Consider the following 16175-nt stretch of genomic DNA (forward strand, 5'->3'; position numbering starts at 1 on the left):
CCAGAATTCCCTTTGTTTGCAGCCGCCCCCCAGTGGCTTCCAAGCCATCCGGCAGGTGCCGGCAGCCGTACAATCCGCAGTACCCCCGAACGGCGGCGGAATTTTCAGTCCCTAAGACTATCCCACGCGCCCCACGGCCAGCCAAGGAAACCCGAGACCGGGCTATCCATTGGCTTTGACAGCGTACTGTCTTGGAGCCGTGAAGCGCGATGGGGACAACTGCCCCGGCCGCGGTGCTGATGGCCTCAACATTGCGGTATCTGGTGGGGTCCGGGATCGCCCAGGGTGGTGTTGCCCTGCGCAATGAAGCGTCCGGCATTGGGACCGCTGGTCAGCCGGTACCACGCCGCGTAGTTCAGGTACGGGGTGCTGCGGTTGACGTAGCAGTTGACCGTGAAGGGGCCGTCGGTCTCATACTGCCAGGGCGCGCCGCGAATCCTGCCACCACAGGTGTGCTCAGAGGGGACTGGGTCCCAGGACGTCTGGCCCGAAGCCGCTGTATCGGTGCACGTGCGGTAACTGCCGGGAGGCAAGGTGGCATCCCACGACGTCTTCTGCGGACCACTCTGGGCACTGGCCGAAGCCACGGCTCCACCCTGGCCCACCGAGTTGAAGGTCTGGACCTCAATGGTCCGTGTCTGGTTGTAGCCGCCCGTGTTCACAACCCGGCTGCCGGAGGCGGATTCGTTGATCCACCCGGTGTCCGTTCCGCCGCCGGTGATCCTGATCTTGGTCGCGGCGACGTCGTTGCTGCCCGTGGAAGGCGAGGACCAGTTAAGGGTCAGCGTGGTTTGGTTCTGGCCACCGTTGGCACCGGACGCCGAGGGGGTGCCAGGCGAACCATACGGTGTGGTGGTGGCGGGTGCACTGGGATTGGAGCTTGGGGCCACCGTGGAAACGGCATTGACCGTGATGGTGGTGGCCTGCCCATTGGTGAAGCCGCTCACCGTCTGCCCTGGGCTGATGGGACCCGACTGTCCGGTACTGGCGACGTAGCGGTAGCTCACTTCGCTTTGGCTGGACCCATTGCGTTGACTTTGGTCGAGAACGGTGAAGTTGATGGTCACCGCACGACCTGCTCCCCCGGTGTTGGCCGGGGTTGCCGACACGTTGTTGACGGTGCCGAGCATGCCCGTGGCACGCCGGGGAGCGGAAGGCGCACTAACGCTTCCCTTTCCGGCCTTGTTCTCCGCTTGAACAGTGAATGTGTAGCCCTTTTCGTCATTCTGTGCGGTAAAGACTGCGGAGCGGACGTTGCCTGGGATCGTTTGCGTCTGGGGCACCCCATTGCCACCACTCATGGTGACGTAGTACGCCTTGATGGGATCACCATTGACATCCGGTTCAGTCCAATCGGCGCGGATCTGGTTTTGGGCTCCCACGGACTGCACCACAGCGGTAGTGGGAGCCGCCGGTGCTCCCGGGAGGCCTGCGGGGTTGTCCTCAACGGAATACATGCCCCAATCGGAGGGCCCGAGCTCATTGACCGCTTGGGCACGCACCTTGTACTTCACACCATTGGTCAGTCCCGGCCAGGTGTATGTGAGGCCTGTGACCTCGTTCTTCACGGCAATGCCGTTGGCCGGAGGCGGTGAGATTTCCAGGTTGTAGTGCTTCACCGGCGACCCCTCCGTCTTGGCAGGGGTCCAGGTGATTGCCATGTTCTTGTCCCCGGCCTTGACCGTGGGGGCATCCGGGGGCGAGGGCTTCTCATCGGGCCGGATTTCGTTGGACGCCGTGGATGCCGGCGAGTCGCCTACCTCGTTCGTGGCGTAAACGGTGAACACGTACTTCACGTTATTGGTCAGTCCGGACAGCGTGCAGGTGGTGGTCGGGCATACCTGCTCGAAACCTGCCGCCTTCACGGTGTATTTGGTGATGGCTGCGCCATTGTCCGACGGCGGCGTCCACTTGAGGACGGCAGTCCGGCTCCTGACGTCGGTCGCTACGGGGGCGGACGGAGCATCGGGCTTGTCCCGCACTGTGATGCGGACACGGCCGGTTGCTTGCCTGGAAGGGTCCTTGGTCTTGTCCAGCACCGTGTACCGGACCACCATGACACCCTTGAAACCATCGGCCGGGGTGACGGTGATCGACTCTCCTGACACCGTCGGCTGGCCGGCGGCGGACCCGGTCTCCACTGCCGCGTTTTCGATCGTCAATGGTGCGTCGTTGAAAGGATTGAAGTCGTTGGCGAGGACGTTCACTGTTTCCGAACGGCCCGCGTTGGCCTTCTCAACGGCGTCGTCGTTGGCAACCGGCCGCGGCCGGTTAGACGAGACGACGGTGGCGGTGACAGTTGCGCGCACCGCGTCGGAGCGGCCATCGGTGACCTTGAGCGGGAACGAGCCTACGGCCCCTGGATTGAGCGAGAGGTCCGGGGTGATCTTAAGGACGGTACCTTCCACTTTGGCCTGGAAACCTGCCGCTTGCTGGCCGTCGAGCTCGAACTTCAGGTTGCCTTGGTCCCTTTCGTCGACGTCCTTGGCCAGGTTGGCCAGTTCAACGTCCGTAGTCTCACCCTTGGGAGCTTCCACGGATGCTCCGCTGAAGGTCGGCGGGTGGTTGGCGTTGGGGTCCGGAATGACCTTGGTAATGATGGTCAACGTGGATTTCAACCCTTGGGAGTCGTCCGGGCCGGAGCCGTCAGTGACCTCGAAGGTGATGGATCCGGGGCCAACGTAGTCGGCTTGGGCTGCGTACCGCAGCGCGTTTCCATCACCGGAGATGACGTTTGAGGGGTCCCCGCCTTGAACGCGGATCTTGTCCGCCACGGTGATGCGGGCCTGGCGGCCTTCCCGGACGCGGACGTATTCCTGCAGCGCCAGCGTGACGTCCTTGCCGGACATCACTTCCACAGGTTCTGTCTTTGCCAGGGTCGGGTACTGGAGGCCCTGGCCTGGAATCCACATCACGGCGGTGGCTGACTGACCGTCCATGTCCGTGACGGTGTACGGGATCAGTTGCTCTTGCGGGACGAGGGTCACTACCACGTTGCCGGCGGTACCTACCCGTGCGTTTGGATTTCCATCCGGCAGTGAAATGGTGAGGTCCTCGGCGACGCCGTCGGGGTCGGAGTCGTTCTTCAATACCGGAACGTCGACGGCGGTCTTGCCCAACGTCTCAGCCAGTGTGACGCGGTCGTCCACAGCCACAGGAACATGGAGGGCTGCCGTTGGACTTGTCTGGACCCTGACCACAGCGCTGGCTTCGGCCTTTTTGTCGTCCTGGATCCGGTAACTGATGCTCTCGGTTCCGGCAACGCCGGGTGCCGTCAGCAGGATCTTGCCGGAGGCAGCTTCCACCTGGAGATCAGGATTGGCTTCGAATGAATTGACCAGGCCGATGGGGTCGCCGTCCGGATCGGAGTCGTTCTTGAGGGCATCCACCGCAATGCGGCGCCCCGGCCGGACATCAATGGCGTCATCGACGGCGATCGGCTTTTGGTTGTTGGCCTCTGCCGGAGCGATCCCCACAATGACGGTGCCTGTGTTTTCGGCGCCGATGCGGTCCCGCACGCGGTAGCTGAAGGTATCCGTGCCGGCAGACTTGCCGCCGGCGGTGAACTCCATGTAGCCGTCCCGCACCACAGCGGTGCCCATCGCGGGTGCTTTGTCCACGCCGATGAGCTGGACGGAGTCGCCGTCGGCGTCAATGCCGTCCAGCGGGACCGGGATCTTGACGGTCATCCCGGCGACGACCCGTGCGGTCAGGTTCCGGGGCTCAGGGCGGGTGTTGGTGGCGTCATCCCTGGCGCGGATGCGTATGGTCACCTGCTGCGAGTCGGTCTGCCCCGAGGAGTTGCTGACCTTGTAGATCGCATACACCGTCTTGGGGACGTCGCCCGCAATGAAGCGCAGGTAATTGCCCGCGATGAACATCCGTCCGTCGGCCGCGTCCGGCTGCTGCGCCAGGACTGGATCGAGGGTCAGCTCACCGCCGTTGGGGTCGGAATCGTTCTCCAGGACGGGGATCGTGACCACATCGCCAACCCGTACTGAAACTTCGTCGGGCTTCGCCTGCGGTGCCTGCAGCTTGCTGGGGGCGGGGACCACCTGGACCGAGATGTCTCCGGTGGCGGAGGCCTTGCCATTCGAAATCGTGTACTTGAGGGAAAGTTGCCCCGTGGCATGGATATCGGTGATCTTGACCACCGAGTGGTCCAGCACCGCCACCGTGACTGGCAGGCCGTCCGAGGCTGTCACGGACTGGACAACCAGCACGCCGCCGGCCGGGTCCGAGTCGTTGCCAAGCACGTCCACCACTGTGCTGCCGCCGCTGGGAAGAAGGGCGATATCGCGCACCGCCACGGGCGCGCCGTCGTTGCTGCCGGACACGACGTCGACGCGCACCAGCTGCTGCGCGCTGGCAGGTCCGTTGGTGACCATGTAGGTGACGTAGTGCGGACCGACACTCGTGGAGTTGAACGAGAAGGTCTGCTGGTCCGGACCTATCACGGCCGTCGCCTGGTCATCCGCCTGCGCCTGAGCCAGGCGGAGCGTGCCTCCCTGTGGATCGGAGTCGTTCTTGAGGGGTGCAATAACCGTGTCCTGGCCGGCGACGGCCACCACGTGGTCTGCGTTGGCAATGGGTGGCAGGGCTCCCGGCGCACGGACATCCACGCTGATCCGCCCCTCGGAGCTCAACGTGCCATCGGAGACCGTCACGGAAATCGTCTTCTTCCCCGGACCGGCCCCCGAGTCCTGGAACGTCAAAAGCCCGTCGGGCCTGATCCGCACCTGGTCCGCGGGATCGCTGCTGCTGGCCGCCACGGCGAACAGGTCATCGCCGTCGGGGTCGATCCAGTCACTGAGGATGTACTGGTTGGCGATCTTTCCGGCCTGCACCACCAAGGCGTTGTTCCGGTTGGGCTTCTGCTGCGGTGCGGCGTTCTCACCGGGGGGAACGATCCTCAGATCCACGGTGGTCGAGGCAGTCCCTCCTCGGCCGTCATCCACGGAGTACTTGAACGATTCGCTCCCGGACTGATCGGCAGGAACCGTGATCTGGAATCCCGTGCCGCCGTAGACGGGGGCCAACGCCCCCGATTTGAGCACCTGGTCGGCCGAGACGGTCAGGACATCGCCGTCGGAGTCGGCGTCGTTGTCAAGCACGGGCAGGAGCGTTGTCTTACCCGCCCGCACGCCAAAAGCGTCCGGCTTCGCGACAGGTGGAGTGTTCGGTTTGCTGCGGTCCGGAAGGACTGTCTGCTGGACTTCGTCCGCGGAGTCCTTGTCGGCGTCGTCGGATGTTTGCTGGGGTGGGATGACGTCGTCCCAGTTGTTGACCAGCTGCATGTTCTGGTTGACCATCCAGACGTTGCCGGAGTTGACGTCGTTCAGTACCACGAGGTCCCGGTTGACCCGGAAAACGTACGACGGCGACGCACTCGCCTTGGGGACGTCGGCGCGGCGGTTGTCAGCCTCGTTCGTGCACTCGCGCAGGTACTTGTTGGCCCCGGACCAGGCCGCGTAGGTGCAGGAGCCCAGATGGACAGGCGCTGCGGGCACGCCTTCGCCGTCAGCTCGGATGGTTTTGGCTGTGCTGCCGTCCAGGGGCTGCAGCAACAGTGCCTTCTTGGTGGCGATGGCCACGAAGTCCGCGTCAGTCCCGCTCTGTTGGAGCTTGGCGTCGCGGGCGTCGTCCAAGTGGACGGTGGCTCCGCCCGGCAGGACGATGTTTCCTGTGGCCTCGTTGAGGACCACAGCCTTGTCCCCCACCGCGGTCAGCTGGAGGTCGCCGGCGCCCTTCAGCGCATCATCCTTGCGGACCTGGGAATCCACCGACTGGCCGTTGGCATCGACTTTGGTGGCCGTCAGGCTGCCGGTCTCCGGATCCACGGTGTGGATGGTGTCGTCGGTGCCAACGACGGACACGATGCCGGTGGACTGTTCCAGGACGGGCTCGGCCTCGTCACTGAATCCGCCGACCGAACCGGCTGTGAGCGCCCAGACTTTGCCCTTGGAGGGATCGGTGACGGCCAGGACCTTGTTGCCGAAGCTTACAGCTGCCGACCCCGGGAGCTTTTGGTCTCCGCCCAGGCGCATGTTGGCGGCGCTGACGGGATTGATGGTGGCGCCGTCGGCATCATCAATGAACACGTCACTGGCCTGCTGAAGGATGTCGAAGTCCTTGCTGGCCGGAGTGACGGCACCATCCAGGGACTTGGACGGATAGTTGAGCCGGCCGGCGGCATTCTTGGACTTGCTGACTACCCAGACACCGCCGTCGTTCAGGTCCACTTCAGTGGTCTTGAACCCGGGGTAGAGAATGGCACCCGTCACGAGCACTGCTGCGGCGGCTGTGAAGGCGGTAGCCGTGATAACCCTCCGCCGCCGGATCTTGCCACGACGATTCCCGGACCCATTGGTCAGAGTCATCCAAATTCCCCACTTTTAGGCAGCCAGCACCGAACCCCGGGCCATCACAACACAAACAAGCTAAGAGTACCGGGTTAATCCATCGATTAGCCAAGAGTGCGCAACATGGGCTGCCAGGAACGCAACAGTCCGTGGGGCCCGCCCATCGATCGGCGGGGAACGTCGGGCATTGCCCGGGAACGAGCAGTCCTAGTCGAGAACCAGGCCCTTGCCACGGCCGCGGGCCAGCATGACCGGATGGATCTCGCCAAAGCCACGGACGTTCTCCGACTTCTGGGGCACCAGCACGAAGCGGTCGTCCTGGCCGAGGGCAGCTGCGGTCATGGCGTCCACCAGCACCGTCCCGGGCTGGGCGAGCGTCGTGAGGCGCGCGGCCAGGTTCACGGTGGGACCATAAATGTCGCCGAGCCGCGAAAGAATGCGTCCCCACACCATGGACACCCGGCATTGGGGCAGGATCTCGTCCTCGGTAAAGGCCTGCGCCAAAGCAAGCGAGATCTCGGCCCCGGCGGCCGGCGTCTCGGCAATGTACAGCACTTCGTCGCCGACAGTCTTGACCAGTCGACCACCGCCAACGGAGATGATTTCGGCGCATTTGTTCTCGAAGCGCTGCACCAACTGGGCCAGCGTCTTCTCGTTCATCCGGCGGGAAAGGCTGGTGTAGGAGACGAGGTCCGCGAAGCCCACTGCGCGCGCCAACGGCAACGGAGAGTCGTCCTCGTCCCCTTCGCGGCCTTCCTCGCTGGCCTGCAAACCGGCTTCGGCCCGGACAGCGAGCCGTTGGACGCCGGCGTTGAGCTGGCGTCGGTAGGAATAGACGAGGATCTCTTCCAGGGAATCCACCAGTGACGGCAAGCGTCCCACCAGTTGCTTCCGCGCGAGGGCATCCGGAATGCCCTGTTCGGATACCATGTCCTCGACCAACGCTTCGATCTGCCAGACAACCATGCGGTCTGTCATCTGGCCGATGGAGCGGGTCACGGAGATCGCGGCTTCTTCGGTCAGGATGCCGGCGCGCACCAGGTCCAGGATGCTGGACAGTGCGGCCTGGTCGCGCTCGGTGAACGCCACGTCCTCGTCATTGAAGTTCGGGAAACCCAGCGCGCGCCACACCTTACGGGCAGACAAAATGGAAACGCCGGCACCAGCGGCCACTTCACGACGACGCAGCTTCCGTTCGCCGCCAAGAAGCTTTGCCTCCAGGGCCTTGATCGCCAAGCGCTCTGCCGACATCACGCCAGTGGGCGGGCCTGTAGGAACGGAGGCCTGGGATGGCCCGGCGGCTGTGCCGTCGTCGGCTGTGTCGTCGTCCGTGTCGTCTTCTTCCGTGTCGTCTTCTTCCGTGTCGTCGTCCACTGAAGGCTCGGGTACGGCGTCGAACTCCTGGTCCAGGTCCTCGCCGGACTGCTGATCCTCAACGCTCATCTCATCCACCTTCTCTCAATTCCCACGGCAATTCTTCATAGTCCCTCAGCAGTTCACCCTCAAAAACCTCACCTTGCGGGAGTTCGTCCAACGCGTCAAGGATGAAGCCCCTGAATTTCCCCACCTCCGGGACATCTGCCAGCAGCGCTGTTCCGGAGTGCCCGGTATCCAAGGATATATTCCCTGAGTGCAATGTCCGTTGGAGCAGGCTCTGATGGACTTCCACATGGCGGATGGCCGCCAGGGAAATCTGCCAGTCGTTGCGCCTGAACATTCCGTATCTGGCAAGTATGCGTCGACTGGTGAGGGTGTATCTGATGGATCGCCATTTCAGTACCCGCTTGATGCTGTAGGCCAGCAGGAACCACGCCGCCAGCACCACGCACGCACCCACGAGCCACGGTGTCCACTCCGTTGATATGAAGGGCACCAGCCGCTGGGCGTTGCCCTTGATGACCCAGGCACAGGCATAGGCAGCGACGGCAGGAACCACAATGAAGGCCAGCACTGGAAAGAAGAGCGAGCGGGCCTGTTGACGCGTGATGGTGATGACCTGCTCCCCCGGAAGCAACTCTTTACGCATAACCGCTTTCTGTGGCGCGGAGGTGCACCACATCGCCGGCAGTTATGACGTGTTCCCGGCCACCGTGGTCCACCACCAGCAACGAACCATGCTCATCCAGGCGGGACGCGTGGCCGACCAGCTCGAGGTCGCCCGGCAGATGCGCGCGCACCTCCCGGCCCAAGGTGACCATGGCCGATTCGACCCGCTTATGCAGGGACGCTCCCCCGGCCAACCCGGCCGAAGGGTCACCCTCGGAGTTGCAGAAGCTGCGGTAGAGCCGGGCGAAACGCGACAGGTAGCTTTTCAGCAGCGTGGTGCGGTCCGTCGTCGTGGCTCCTTCCACGGCGAGCGATGTCGCAGTCGGTACGGGGAGCTCGTCCTCGGCGAGAGAGACATTCAGTCCCACCCCGAGGATCACCGCTGGGACAGATCCGTCCCCGAGAGGCGTCATCTGGGCAAGGATGCCGGCGATCTTCCGCCCGTTAACAAGGACATCATTCGGCCATTTGATGTCGGCCGGCAGCCCGGCCGTTTCCTGCAGGGCTTCGCGCAGGGCAACGGCTGCGAGAAGTGACAGCCACGAGTAGCTTTGGGTCGGAACGGGCATTCCTTGGGACGTCACGGGCCGCAGCACGATCGAGACTGAGACCGCAGAGCGCTCCGGGGCTTCCCAGTGCCGGTCCAGGCGTCCGCGTGCGGCCGTCTGGTGTTCGGCCGTCAGCACCGCGAGATCGGCCCACTTGCCCGGCTCTACCGTCACGGCCCGAACCAGGTCCGCGTTCGTGGACCCTGTGGAGTCGACAATCTTCAGTTGCGAGATGCCGGCGGAGGACAGGAAGTCCGGATCCAGCAGCGCCGCGCGGTCCAGTGCGGGCCGCTCCATGCCGCTGGGCGGGTCAACTGCTTCGCTGCTGTCTGGCTGTTCGGCATCCATAGCTGAATCCTATCCAGTTGTGCCGTCCAGGAATGCCGGCGGCCCTGAAAAGAACCCGTGAAAACGCTTAGAGGAAGATGTCAGGCACCAGGCGGTCTTCCGGCGCACCGAGGCTGTAGGGGGAAAAGTCGGAGACGCCGGCCGCTCGCAGGACCTGCTCATCCGTATAGAAGTTGCCTGTGGCTCCGGACCCCGTCAGCACTGCATGCGCTGCGTCGGCCATGATTTCGGGGCCACGGGCTGCCTGCACCATTTGACGCCCACCGGGCATGTTGCGGATCGCGGCGGTGTCGATCAGGGTGCATGGCCACAACGAGTTGACCGATACGCCGTCGTCCTTCAATTCTTCCGCGAGGCCCAGGGTCGTCAGGCTCATCCCGTACTTGGCCATGGTGTAGGCCAGGTGCATCCCCGCCCACTTCGGGTCGAGGTTCAGTGGCGGGGACAACGTGAGGATGTGGCCGTGGCTGGATTCCCGTAGGGCAGGCAGCGCCAGCTTGGACAACAGGAATGTTCCACGGACGTTGATGTCCTGCATGAGGTCGTACCGCTTCATGTCGACAGCGTCGGTGCGGGACAGGTCGATGGCCGAGGCGTTGTTGACCACGACGTCGATGCCTCCGAAACGCTTGACGGCGGCAGTGACTGCCGCGGCGACGTCGTCGTCATTGCGGACGTCCCCCACCAGCGGCAGGGCCTGGCCGCCGGCAGCGACCAACTGCTCCGCAGCCGTAAAGACCGTACCCTCCAGTTTCGGGTGGGGATCGCCGGTCTTGGCCATCAGGACGATGTTTGCGCCGTCGCGGGCCGCGCGGGTGGCGATGGCCAGCCCGATGCCACGGCTTCCGCCTGACATCAGGATGGTCCGGTCCTTGAGCGAACCCGTGGCGACGTAGGGGCTGCCACTCGGGGAAAGTGTGCTGGAAGCGTCGTTGCTTGAACTCATGGGGACACTCTAACCCAACTATGTTACCGACGGGTAACATAGTGAAGGATTTGGCTACGACGCGGAAAATTGTAGGGTTTCTACAGCGGTTCGCGACAAAGGCGTCACTAGACTGGCCTGCGGGGCCTGTTCTTTGTACGGAAGCTACTTAAGTGAGCTTCTGTCCGCACCCAGGACTGCGCCAGCGAATATCAGCTACAGAGCCGGAGACACTTGATGAGCCACGATCTGACAACGACAGCGGGAAAGATTGCCGACTTCCGCGACCGCCAGGCACGGGCAGAGCAGCCTTCCGGCCCGGAAGCGGTTGAGAAGCAGCACGCACGCGGCAAGAACACCGCCCGTGAGCGCATCGACCTCCTGGTTGACCCGGATTCCTTCGTTGAGTTCGACGCCCTTGCGGTCCACCGTTCCACAGCCTTCGGCATGGAAAAGAAGAAGCCGCTCGGTGATGGCGTGGTCTCCGGTTACGGAACCGTAGATGGCCGCCTGGTGGCCATCTACAGCCAGGACTTCAGCGTCTACGGCGGCTCGCTGAGCCAGGTCAACGGCGAGAAAATCGTCAAGGTCCAGGAATTCGCCCTCCGCAACGGCTGCCCGGTTGTCGGCATCAACGACGGCGGCGGCGCGCGCATCCAGGAAGGCGTGGCCTCACTGGCCATGTTCGCGGACATCTTCCGCAACAACGTCCATGCCTCCGGCGTGGTCCCCCAGATCTCCCTCATCATGGGCCCTTGCGCCGGCGGCGCAGCATACTCCCCCGCCCTGACCGACTACGTGGTGATGGTGGACAAGACCTCGCACATGTTCATTACCGGCCCCGACGTCATCAAGACCGTCACCGGTGAAGACGTTGACATGGAAACCCTGGGTGGCGCACGGCAGCACAACGCCACCACCGGTACCTCCACCTACCTGGCATCCGACGAGGCCGACGCGATCGAATTCGTGCGCGAACTCCTGGACTTCCTTCCGTCCAACAACCTCTCCGAAGCCCCGGTTGTTGAGCACGACCAGGAACTGGAACTCAACGACGACGACCTCGCCCTTGACTCGCTGATTCCGGACTCCGCCAACCAGCCCTACGACATGCGCAAGGTCATTGAGCAGATCGTGGACGATGCCCACTTCCTGGAGATGCAGTCGCTCTACGCGCCCAACGTGATAATTGGCTACGGCCGCGTCGAGGGACACACCGTGGGCATCGTCGCCAACCAGCCGATGCAGTTCGCCGGCACGCTGGACATCTCGGCCTCGGAAAAGGCGGCACGGTTCGTCCGCCATTGCGACGCCTTCAACGTCCCCATCATCACGCTGGTTGACGTCCCCGGCTTCCTGCCCGGCAAGGACCAGGAATTCCAGGGCATCATCCGCCGCGGCGCCAAGCTCCTCTACGCCTACGCCGAAGCCACGGTCCCCAAGCTCACCGTCATCACCCGCAAGGCCTACGGTGGCGCCTACATCGTGATGGGTTCCAAGAAGCTCGGAGCCGACCTCAACCTTGCCTGGCCCACGGCACAGATCGGCGTCATGGGCGCCCAGGGTGCCGTCAACATCCTCTACCGCCGCGATCTCGCTGCTGTCGCCGAGGCCGGTGGAGACGTAGAGGCCAAGCGCGCCGAGATCATCCAGGGCTACGAGGAAGAACTCCTCAATCCTTACCAGGCTGCACAGCTGGGCTACGTTGACGCAGTGATCGCCCCCTCGGACACCCGCCTGCAGATCATCCGCGGCCTGCGGGCCCTCCGCGACAAGCGCGCCAGCCTGCCCACCAAGAAGCACGGAAACATCCCGCTGTGACCGCACCCAAGCACCGCGCCGATTCCGCGCCGGACCAGTTGCCCGCCTCAGCAGCCGCCGAGCCCCTGTTCTCAGTGGTCAAGGGCGAACCGACGGCCGAGGAACTCGCGGCGATTGCCGCCGTCGTGGTTTCCCTCAACGCTCCGCAGGAAGCGGCTCCAACCAAGCCGAACGTCCGGCACTGGGTCCGTCGCCAACAACTGCGCCTGGACCCCAGCCCGGGTCCCGGCGCGTGGCGGCGCAGCCGGGGGTAGTTTTCCTACCGCCCAAGAGTTCAACAACCCTTTCACGTAGACGCGGACGCGGTTAGGCTCTGTGGGTGACTACTGCAAACACCCCCGTACGCCAAAAGTCCGCCATTGATGCCGTCGCTGACGCGTACACAGAAAAGCTGATCGAACTCAATCCCGGTTTCGCCACCACGCTGGGCTTGCCAGGGCACGAAACGGAGTACCAGGACTACTCGCCTGCCGGGGCCGCAGCCCATGCGGAGGCCACAAGGTTGGCCTTGGACGCCCTGGCAGGCCTTGAGCCCTCCGATGATGTGGACGCCGTCACCCTCGACGCCATGCGCGAGCGGCTGGGCCTGGACCTTGAGATCCACGAGTCCGGCTGGGATGCCGCGGACCTGAACAACATCGCCTCTCCTGCCCAGGACATCCGCGCCGTTTTCGACCTCATGCCCACGGACACTGCGGAGCAGTGGGAACACATCGCCGGCCGCGCGGCCAACGTTCCCGGGGCCATCGAGGGCTACATTTCGTCCCTGCGCGCGGCCAAGGAAGACGGCAAGGTGGCCGCAGCCCGCCAGGTCCGGATTGTCATCGAGCAGACCGGCCGGTACGCCGCCGGGGACGGATTCTTCGCCAAGATGGCTGCCAACGCGGCCATTGATGGCGCGCCGCTGCCCGCCGGGGTCCAGGACAAGCTCGACGCCGGCACCGCCGCGGCACGCGCTGCCTACAGCTCTTTGGGTGCTTTCCTGCGGGACGAACTGCTCCCCGCAGCCCCGGAAAATGACGCAGTGGGACGCGAACGCTACGCCCTCGCATCCCGGTCCTTCATCGGCGCCGAAGTGGATCTCGAAGAAACCTACGCCTGGGGTGTCCAGGAGCTTGAGAGGCTCATCGGCGAGCAGGAGAAAGTAGCCGGACAGATCAAGCCCGGCGCGTCGATCGAGGAAGCCAAGAACATCCTCAACAACGATCCTGCCCGCCAGATCAAGGGCACCGACGCTCTCAAGGCCTGGATGCAGGAGCTCTCCGATCGCGCCGTCTCGGAACTCGCCGACGTCCATTTCGACATCCCCGACGTCATGAAGACGCTTGAGTGCATGATCGCCCCTACCGATGAAGGCGGCATCTACTACACCGGCCCGTCCGATGATTTCTCCCGGCCCGGCCGCATGTGGTGGTCCGTACCGGCCGGCGAAGACACTTTCACTACCTGGTCCGAAACCACCACGGTGTTCCACGAGGGCGTCCCCGGCCACCACCTCCAGGTAGCGACGGCAACGTACCGGCGCGAACTCCTGAACAACTGGCGCCGCAACGTGTGCTGGGTCTCCGGGCACGGCGAGGGCTGGGCACTCTACGCCGAGCAGCTCATGCTCGAACTGGGCTACCTCAAAGACCCGGGCGACCACATGGGCATGCTCGATGGCCAGCGCATGCGGGCAGCCCGCGTGGTGTTCGACATCGGCGTCCACCTGGAACTGCCCGTCCCCGAACGCTGGGGCACCGGAACCTGGACCCCGGAAAAGGGCTTCGACTTCCTCAAGGCCAACCTCGACATCAGCGAAGGCCAACTCCAGTTCGAATTCGCGCGCTACCTCGGCTGGCCGGGACAGGCTCCGTCATACAAGGTGGGGCAGCGCCTCTGGGAACAGATCCGCGCTGCACTCGAGTCGCAGGAGGATTTTGACCTGAAATCGTTCCACAGCAAAGCATTGAATATCGGCTCGGTGGGGCTGGACGTCCTGCGCCGGGCATTGCTGGGTTAGCCAAAACCCGCCCGGGACGGGCGTCCGGCGAGACGCACGCCACGTCCCGGGCGGGAATAACTTTCACGCACGTAACATTTCTCAACGTCCGTTCGCTATGTTATTTGAGGTGCACCTACCGTGTTCCGGTGAGCACCTCAACCAACACCTCCCCTTCAGCTGGAAAATCCGGCTTCCGGCTCCCCAAGTGGGCCGGATCCTTCGGCGTCCAGATCATCGCAGCCCTCGTCATCGGCCTCGTTCTCGGCCTGATCGCCAAGTACACGGGCAGCACCAAGACAGCCCCCAACGGTCTCGGCGCAACCCTCCAGACGATCGGCTCCAGCTACGTCTCGTTGCTGCAGACCGCCGTCGTTCCCTTGATTTTCACCGCCGTGGTGAGCTCCATCGCGAACCTGCGCCAGGTCTCCAACGCCGCGCGCCTCGCATGGAACACGCTGCTGTGGTTCGCCATTACCTCGCTGGTTTCGGTGCTCATCGGCATCGGCCTGGGCGTGCTCCTGCAGCCCGGCGCCGCCACGGGCATCACCCAGAAAGCCGAATACGCCGGCAAGACCGGTGACTGGTGGGCCTTCCTGATCGGCCTGTTCCCGAAGAACTTCCTGGGCCTTGGTGCGAGCTCCACCGTCACGGAGAGCGCCAACGCAGCCACCACGGTGAGCACTTCCGTCAGCTTCAACGTCCTCCAGATCCTGGTGGTCGCGATCGCCGTCGGCATCGCAGCCCTCAAGGTGGGCAAGCAGGCTGAGGCCTTCCTGACCTTCAACGCCTCCGCACTGGCCGTCATCCAGAAGGTCCTGTGGTGGATCATCCGCATCGCCCCGCTGGGCACCATCGGCCTGATCGGCAACGCCGTTGCAATCTACGGCTGGGACACCATCGGCTCGCTGGGCAAGTTCACCGCCGCCATCTACATCGGCCTGGCCCTGGTGCTGTTCGTCCTTTACCCCATCCTGGTACGGGCTCACGGACTCTCCATCAAGCAGTACTTCTCCGGCGTCTGGCCGGCAGTGCAACTGGCGTTCGTCTCCCGTTCTTCCATCGGCACGCTGCCGCTCACGCAGCGCGTCACCGAACGGAACCTGGGCGTGCCCTCCGGTTACGCTTCCTTCGCAGTGCCCCTGGGCGCCACCACCAAGATGGACGGTTGCGCTGCCATCTACCCGGCCGTTGCCGCAATCTTCGTAGCGCAGTTCTTCGGCATCAACCTGGACTTCACGCAGTACCTGCTCATCGTGCTGGTCTCCGTCCTCGGTTCCGCCGCTACGGCAGGTACCACCGGCGCCGTCGTCATGCTGACGCTGACCCTGTCCACGCTGGGACTGCCGCTGGCCGGCGTCGGCCTCCTGTTGGCCATCGACCCCATCCTGGACATGGGCCGCACGGCCGTCAACGTGGCAGGCCAGGCCTTGATCCCTGCCATCGTGGCCAAGCGCCAGGGCATCCTGGACGAGTCGCTGTACAACGCGCCGCGCAACGGTGCCGCCTTCGCCGATGAGTACGCGGCAGACAAGGCAGCAGCTGAAGCCGACGAGCGTGAACTGGCCGGTTCCAAGGCCTAACGCCTGCCGTCCTCAGCGCCAGTGCGGACTGACGGAAATCCCCCGGGGAGATCTCCCCGGGGGATTTCCCCGTTAAAGGACCGAAAGCTGGATAGGCTCTGACCATGTTGATCGTCACCTCCAATGAAATCCCGGGCCACCGGATCGACGCCGTTTTCGGCGAAGTCATGGGCCTCACCGTCCGCTCGCGGGACATCGGTTCCCAGATGCTTGCCGGTTTCCGTTCCCTCGGCGGCGGCGAGCTGCCCGAAATGACCAAGGCACTCTACGAAAGCCGCCAGGAAGTCATGGCGAGAATGGTCAACGAGGCACAGCAGCGCGGCGCCAATGCCATCGTTGCCATGCGCTTTGACACCTCCGAAATGGGCACCAACTGGACCGAAGTCTGCGCCTACGGCACGGCCGTCTACGTCCTGCCCCTGGGCGAGGGCGAGCCCGGCGCCACGGGACAGTCGGTGTACCTGACAAAGACGGCCTCCCAGCAGCAGCCAGCCCCCGCGGCCCCGCCGCAGCAGCCGACTCCGCCAGCCCCGCCTCAGCAGTTCTGATCTGAAGCTCCGA

General features: G+C 64.2%; 10 protein-coding genes. 5 read left to right on the plus strand and 5 right to left on the minus strand.

All coding sequences use genetic code 11. The features are described from left to right. Positions 1 to 245: 245 nt before the first annotated feature. The 5 genes from PV760_RS03100 to PV760_RS03120 all read right to left on the minus strand — a co-directional run bounded on the left by PV760_RS03100 (position 246) and on the right by PV760_RS03120 (position 10250). Positions 246 to 6380 carry an Ig-like domain-containing protein gene (locus tag PV760_RS03100; protein WP_354627119.1) on the minus strand — a complete coding sequence of 2045 codons (6135 nt, stop codon included), beginning with the start codon at positions 6378 to 6380 and terminating at the stop codon, positions 246 to 248. A 189-nt stretch (positions 6381 to 6569) separates the two neighbouring features. Continuing rightward, on the minus strand, positions 6570 to 7805 hold the full coding sequence (locus PV760_RS03105) for an adenylate/guanylate cyclase domain-containing protein (RefSeq protein ID WP_354627120.1): 1236 nt from the start codon (positions 7803 to 7805) through the stop codon (positions 6570 to 6572). Between the two features lies 1 nt (position 7806). Further along, positions 7807 to 8388 carry a PH domain-containing protein gene (locus PV760_RS03110; RefSeq protein WP_354627121.1) on the minus strand — a complete coding sequence of 194 codons (582 nt, stop codon included), beginning with the start codon at positions 8386 to 8388 and terminating at the stop codon, positions 7807 to 7809. After that, complete coding sequence (locus PV760_RS03115) at positions 8381 to 9304, minus strand: biotin--[acetyl-CoA-carboxylase] ligase (RefSeq protein ID WP_018777400.1); 924 nt, start codon at positions 9302 to 9304, stop codon at positions 8381 to 8383. Before PV760_RS03115 ends, PV760_RS03110 begins: the two co-directional genes overlap by 8 nt. A 67-nt stretch (positions 9305 to 9371) precedes the next feature. Beyond that, the gene (locus PV760_RS03120; protein WP_354627122.1) at positions 9372 to 10250 is read right to left on the minus strand and encodes an SDR family oxidoreductase; all 879 of its coding nucleotides are present in this window, start codon (positions 10248 to 10250) and stop codon (positions 9372 to 9374) included. A gap of 216 nt (positions 10251 to 10466) precedes the next feature. Between PV760_RS03120 and PV760_RS03125 the strand changes: the two genes are divergently transcribed. The 5 genes from PV760_RS03125 (at position 10467) to PV760_RS03145 (ending at position 16162) form a co-directional block, all read left to right on the plus strand. Beyond that, positions 10467 to 12050 (plus strand): acyl-CoA carboxylase subunit beta, encoded by a 1584-nt coding sequence (locus tag PV760_RS03125; protein WP_018777398.1) that lies wholly within the window; start codon positions 10467 to 10469, stop codon positions 12048 to 12050. Then, positions 12047 to 12304: an acyl-CoA carboxylase subunit epsilon gene (locus PV760_RS03130; protein ID WP_110504490.1), complete on the plus strand. Its 258-nt coding sequence runs from the start codon at positions 12047 to 12049 to the stop codon at positions 12302 to 12304. Before PV760_RS03125 ends, PV760_RS03130 begins: the two co-directional genes overlap by 4 nt. Before the next feature lie 65 nt (positions 12305 to 12369). Beyond that, entirely contained in the window at positions 12370 to 14052 is a 1683-nt protein-coding gene (locus PV760_RS03135; protein ID WP_354627123.1) for a DUF885 domain-containing protein, read from the plus strand. A 128-nt stretch (positions 14053 to 14180) separates the two neighbouring features. Then, on the plus strand, positions 14181 to 15614 hold the full coding sequence (locus PV760_RS03140; protein WP_064721866.1) for a dicarboxylate/amino acid:cation symporter: 1434 nt from the start codon (positions 14181 to 14183) through the stop codon (positions 15612 to 15614). 104 nt (positions 15615 to 15718) lie between these two features. Beyond that, positions 15719 to 16162: a YbjQ family protein gene (locus tag PV760_RS03145; protein WP_064721867.1), complete on the plus strand. Its 444-nt coding sequence runs from the start codon at positions 15719 to 15721 to the stop codon at positions 16160 to 16162. Positions 16163 to 16175 lie beyond the last annotated feature (13 nt).

Origin of the sequence: Paenarthrobacter sp. CC6 (genome assembly GCF_040560085.1) — a bacterium.
Taxonomy (GTDB): Bacteria; Actinomycetota; Actinomycetes; order Actinomycetales; family Micrococcaceae; genus Arthrobacter; species Arthrobacter nicotinovorans.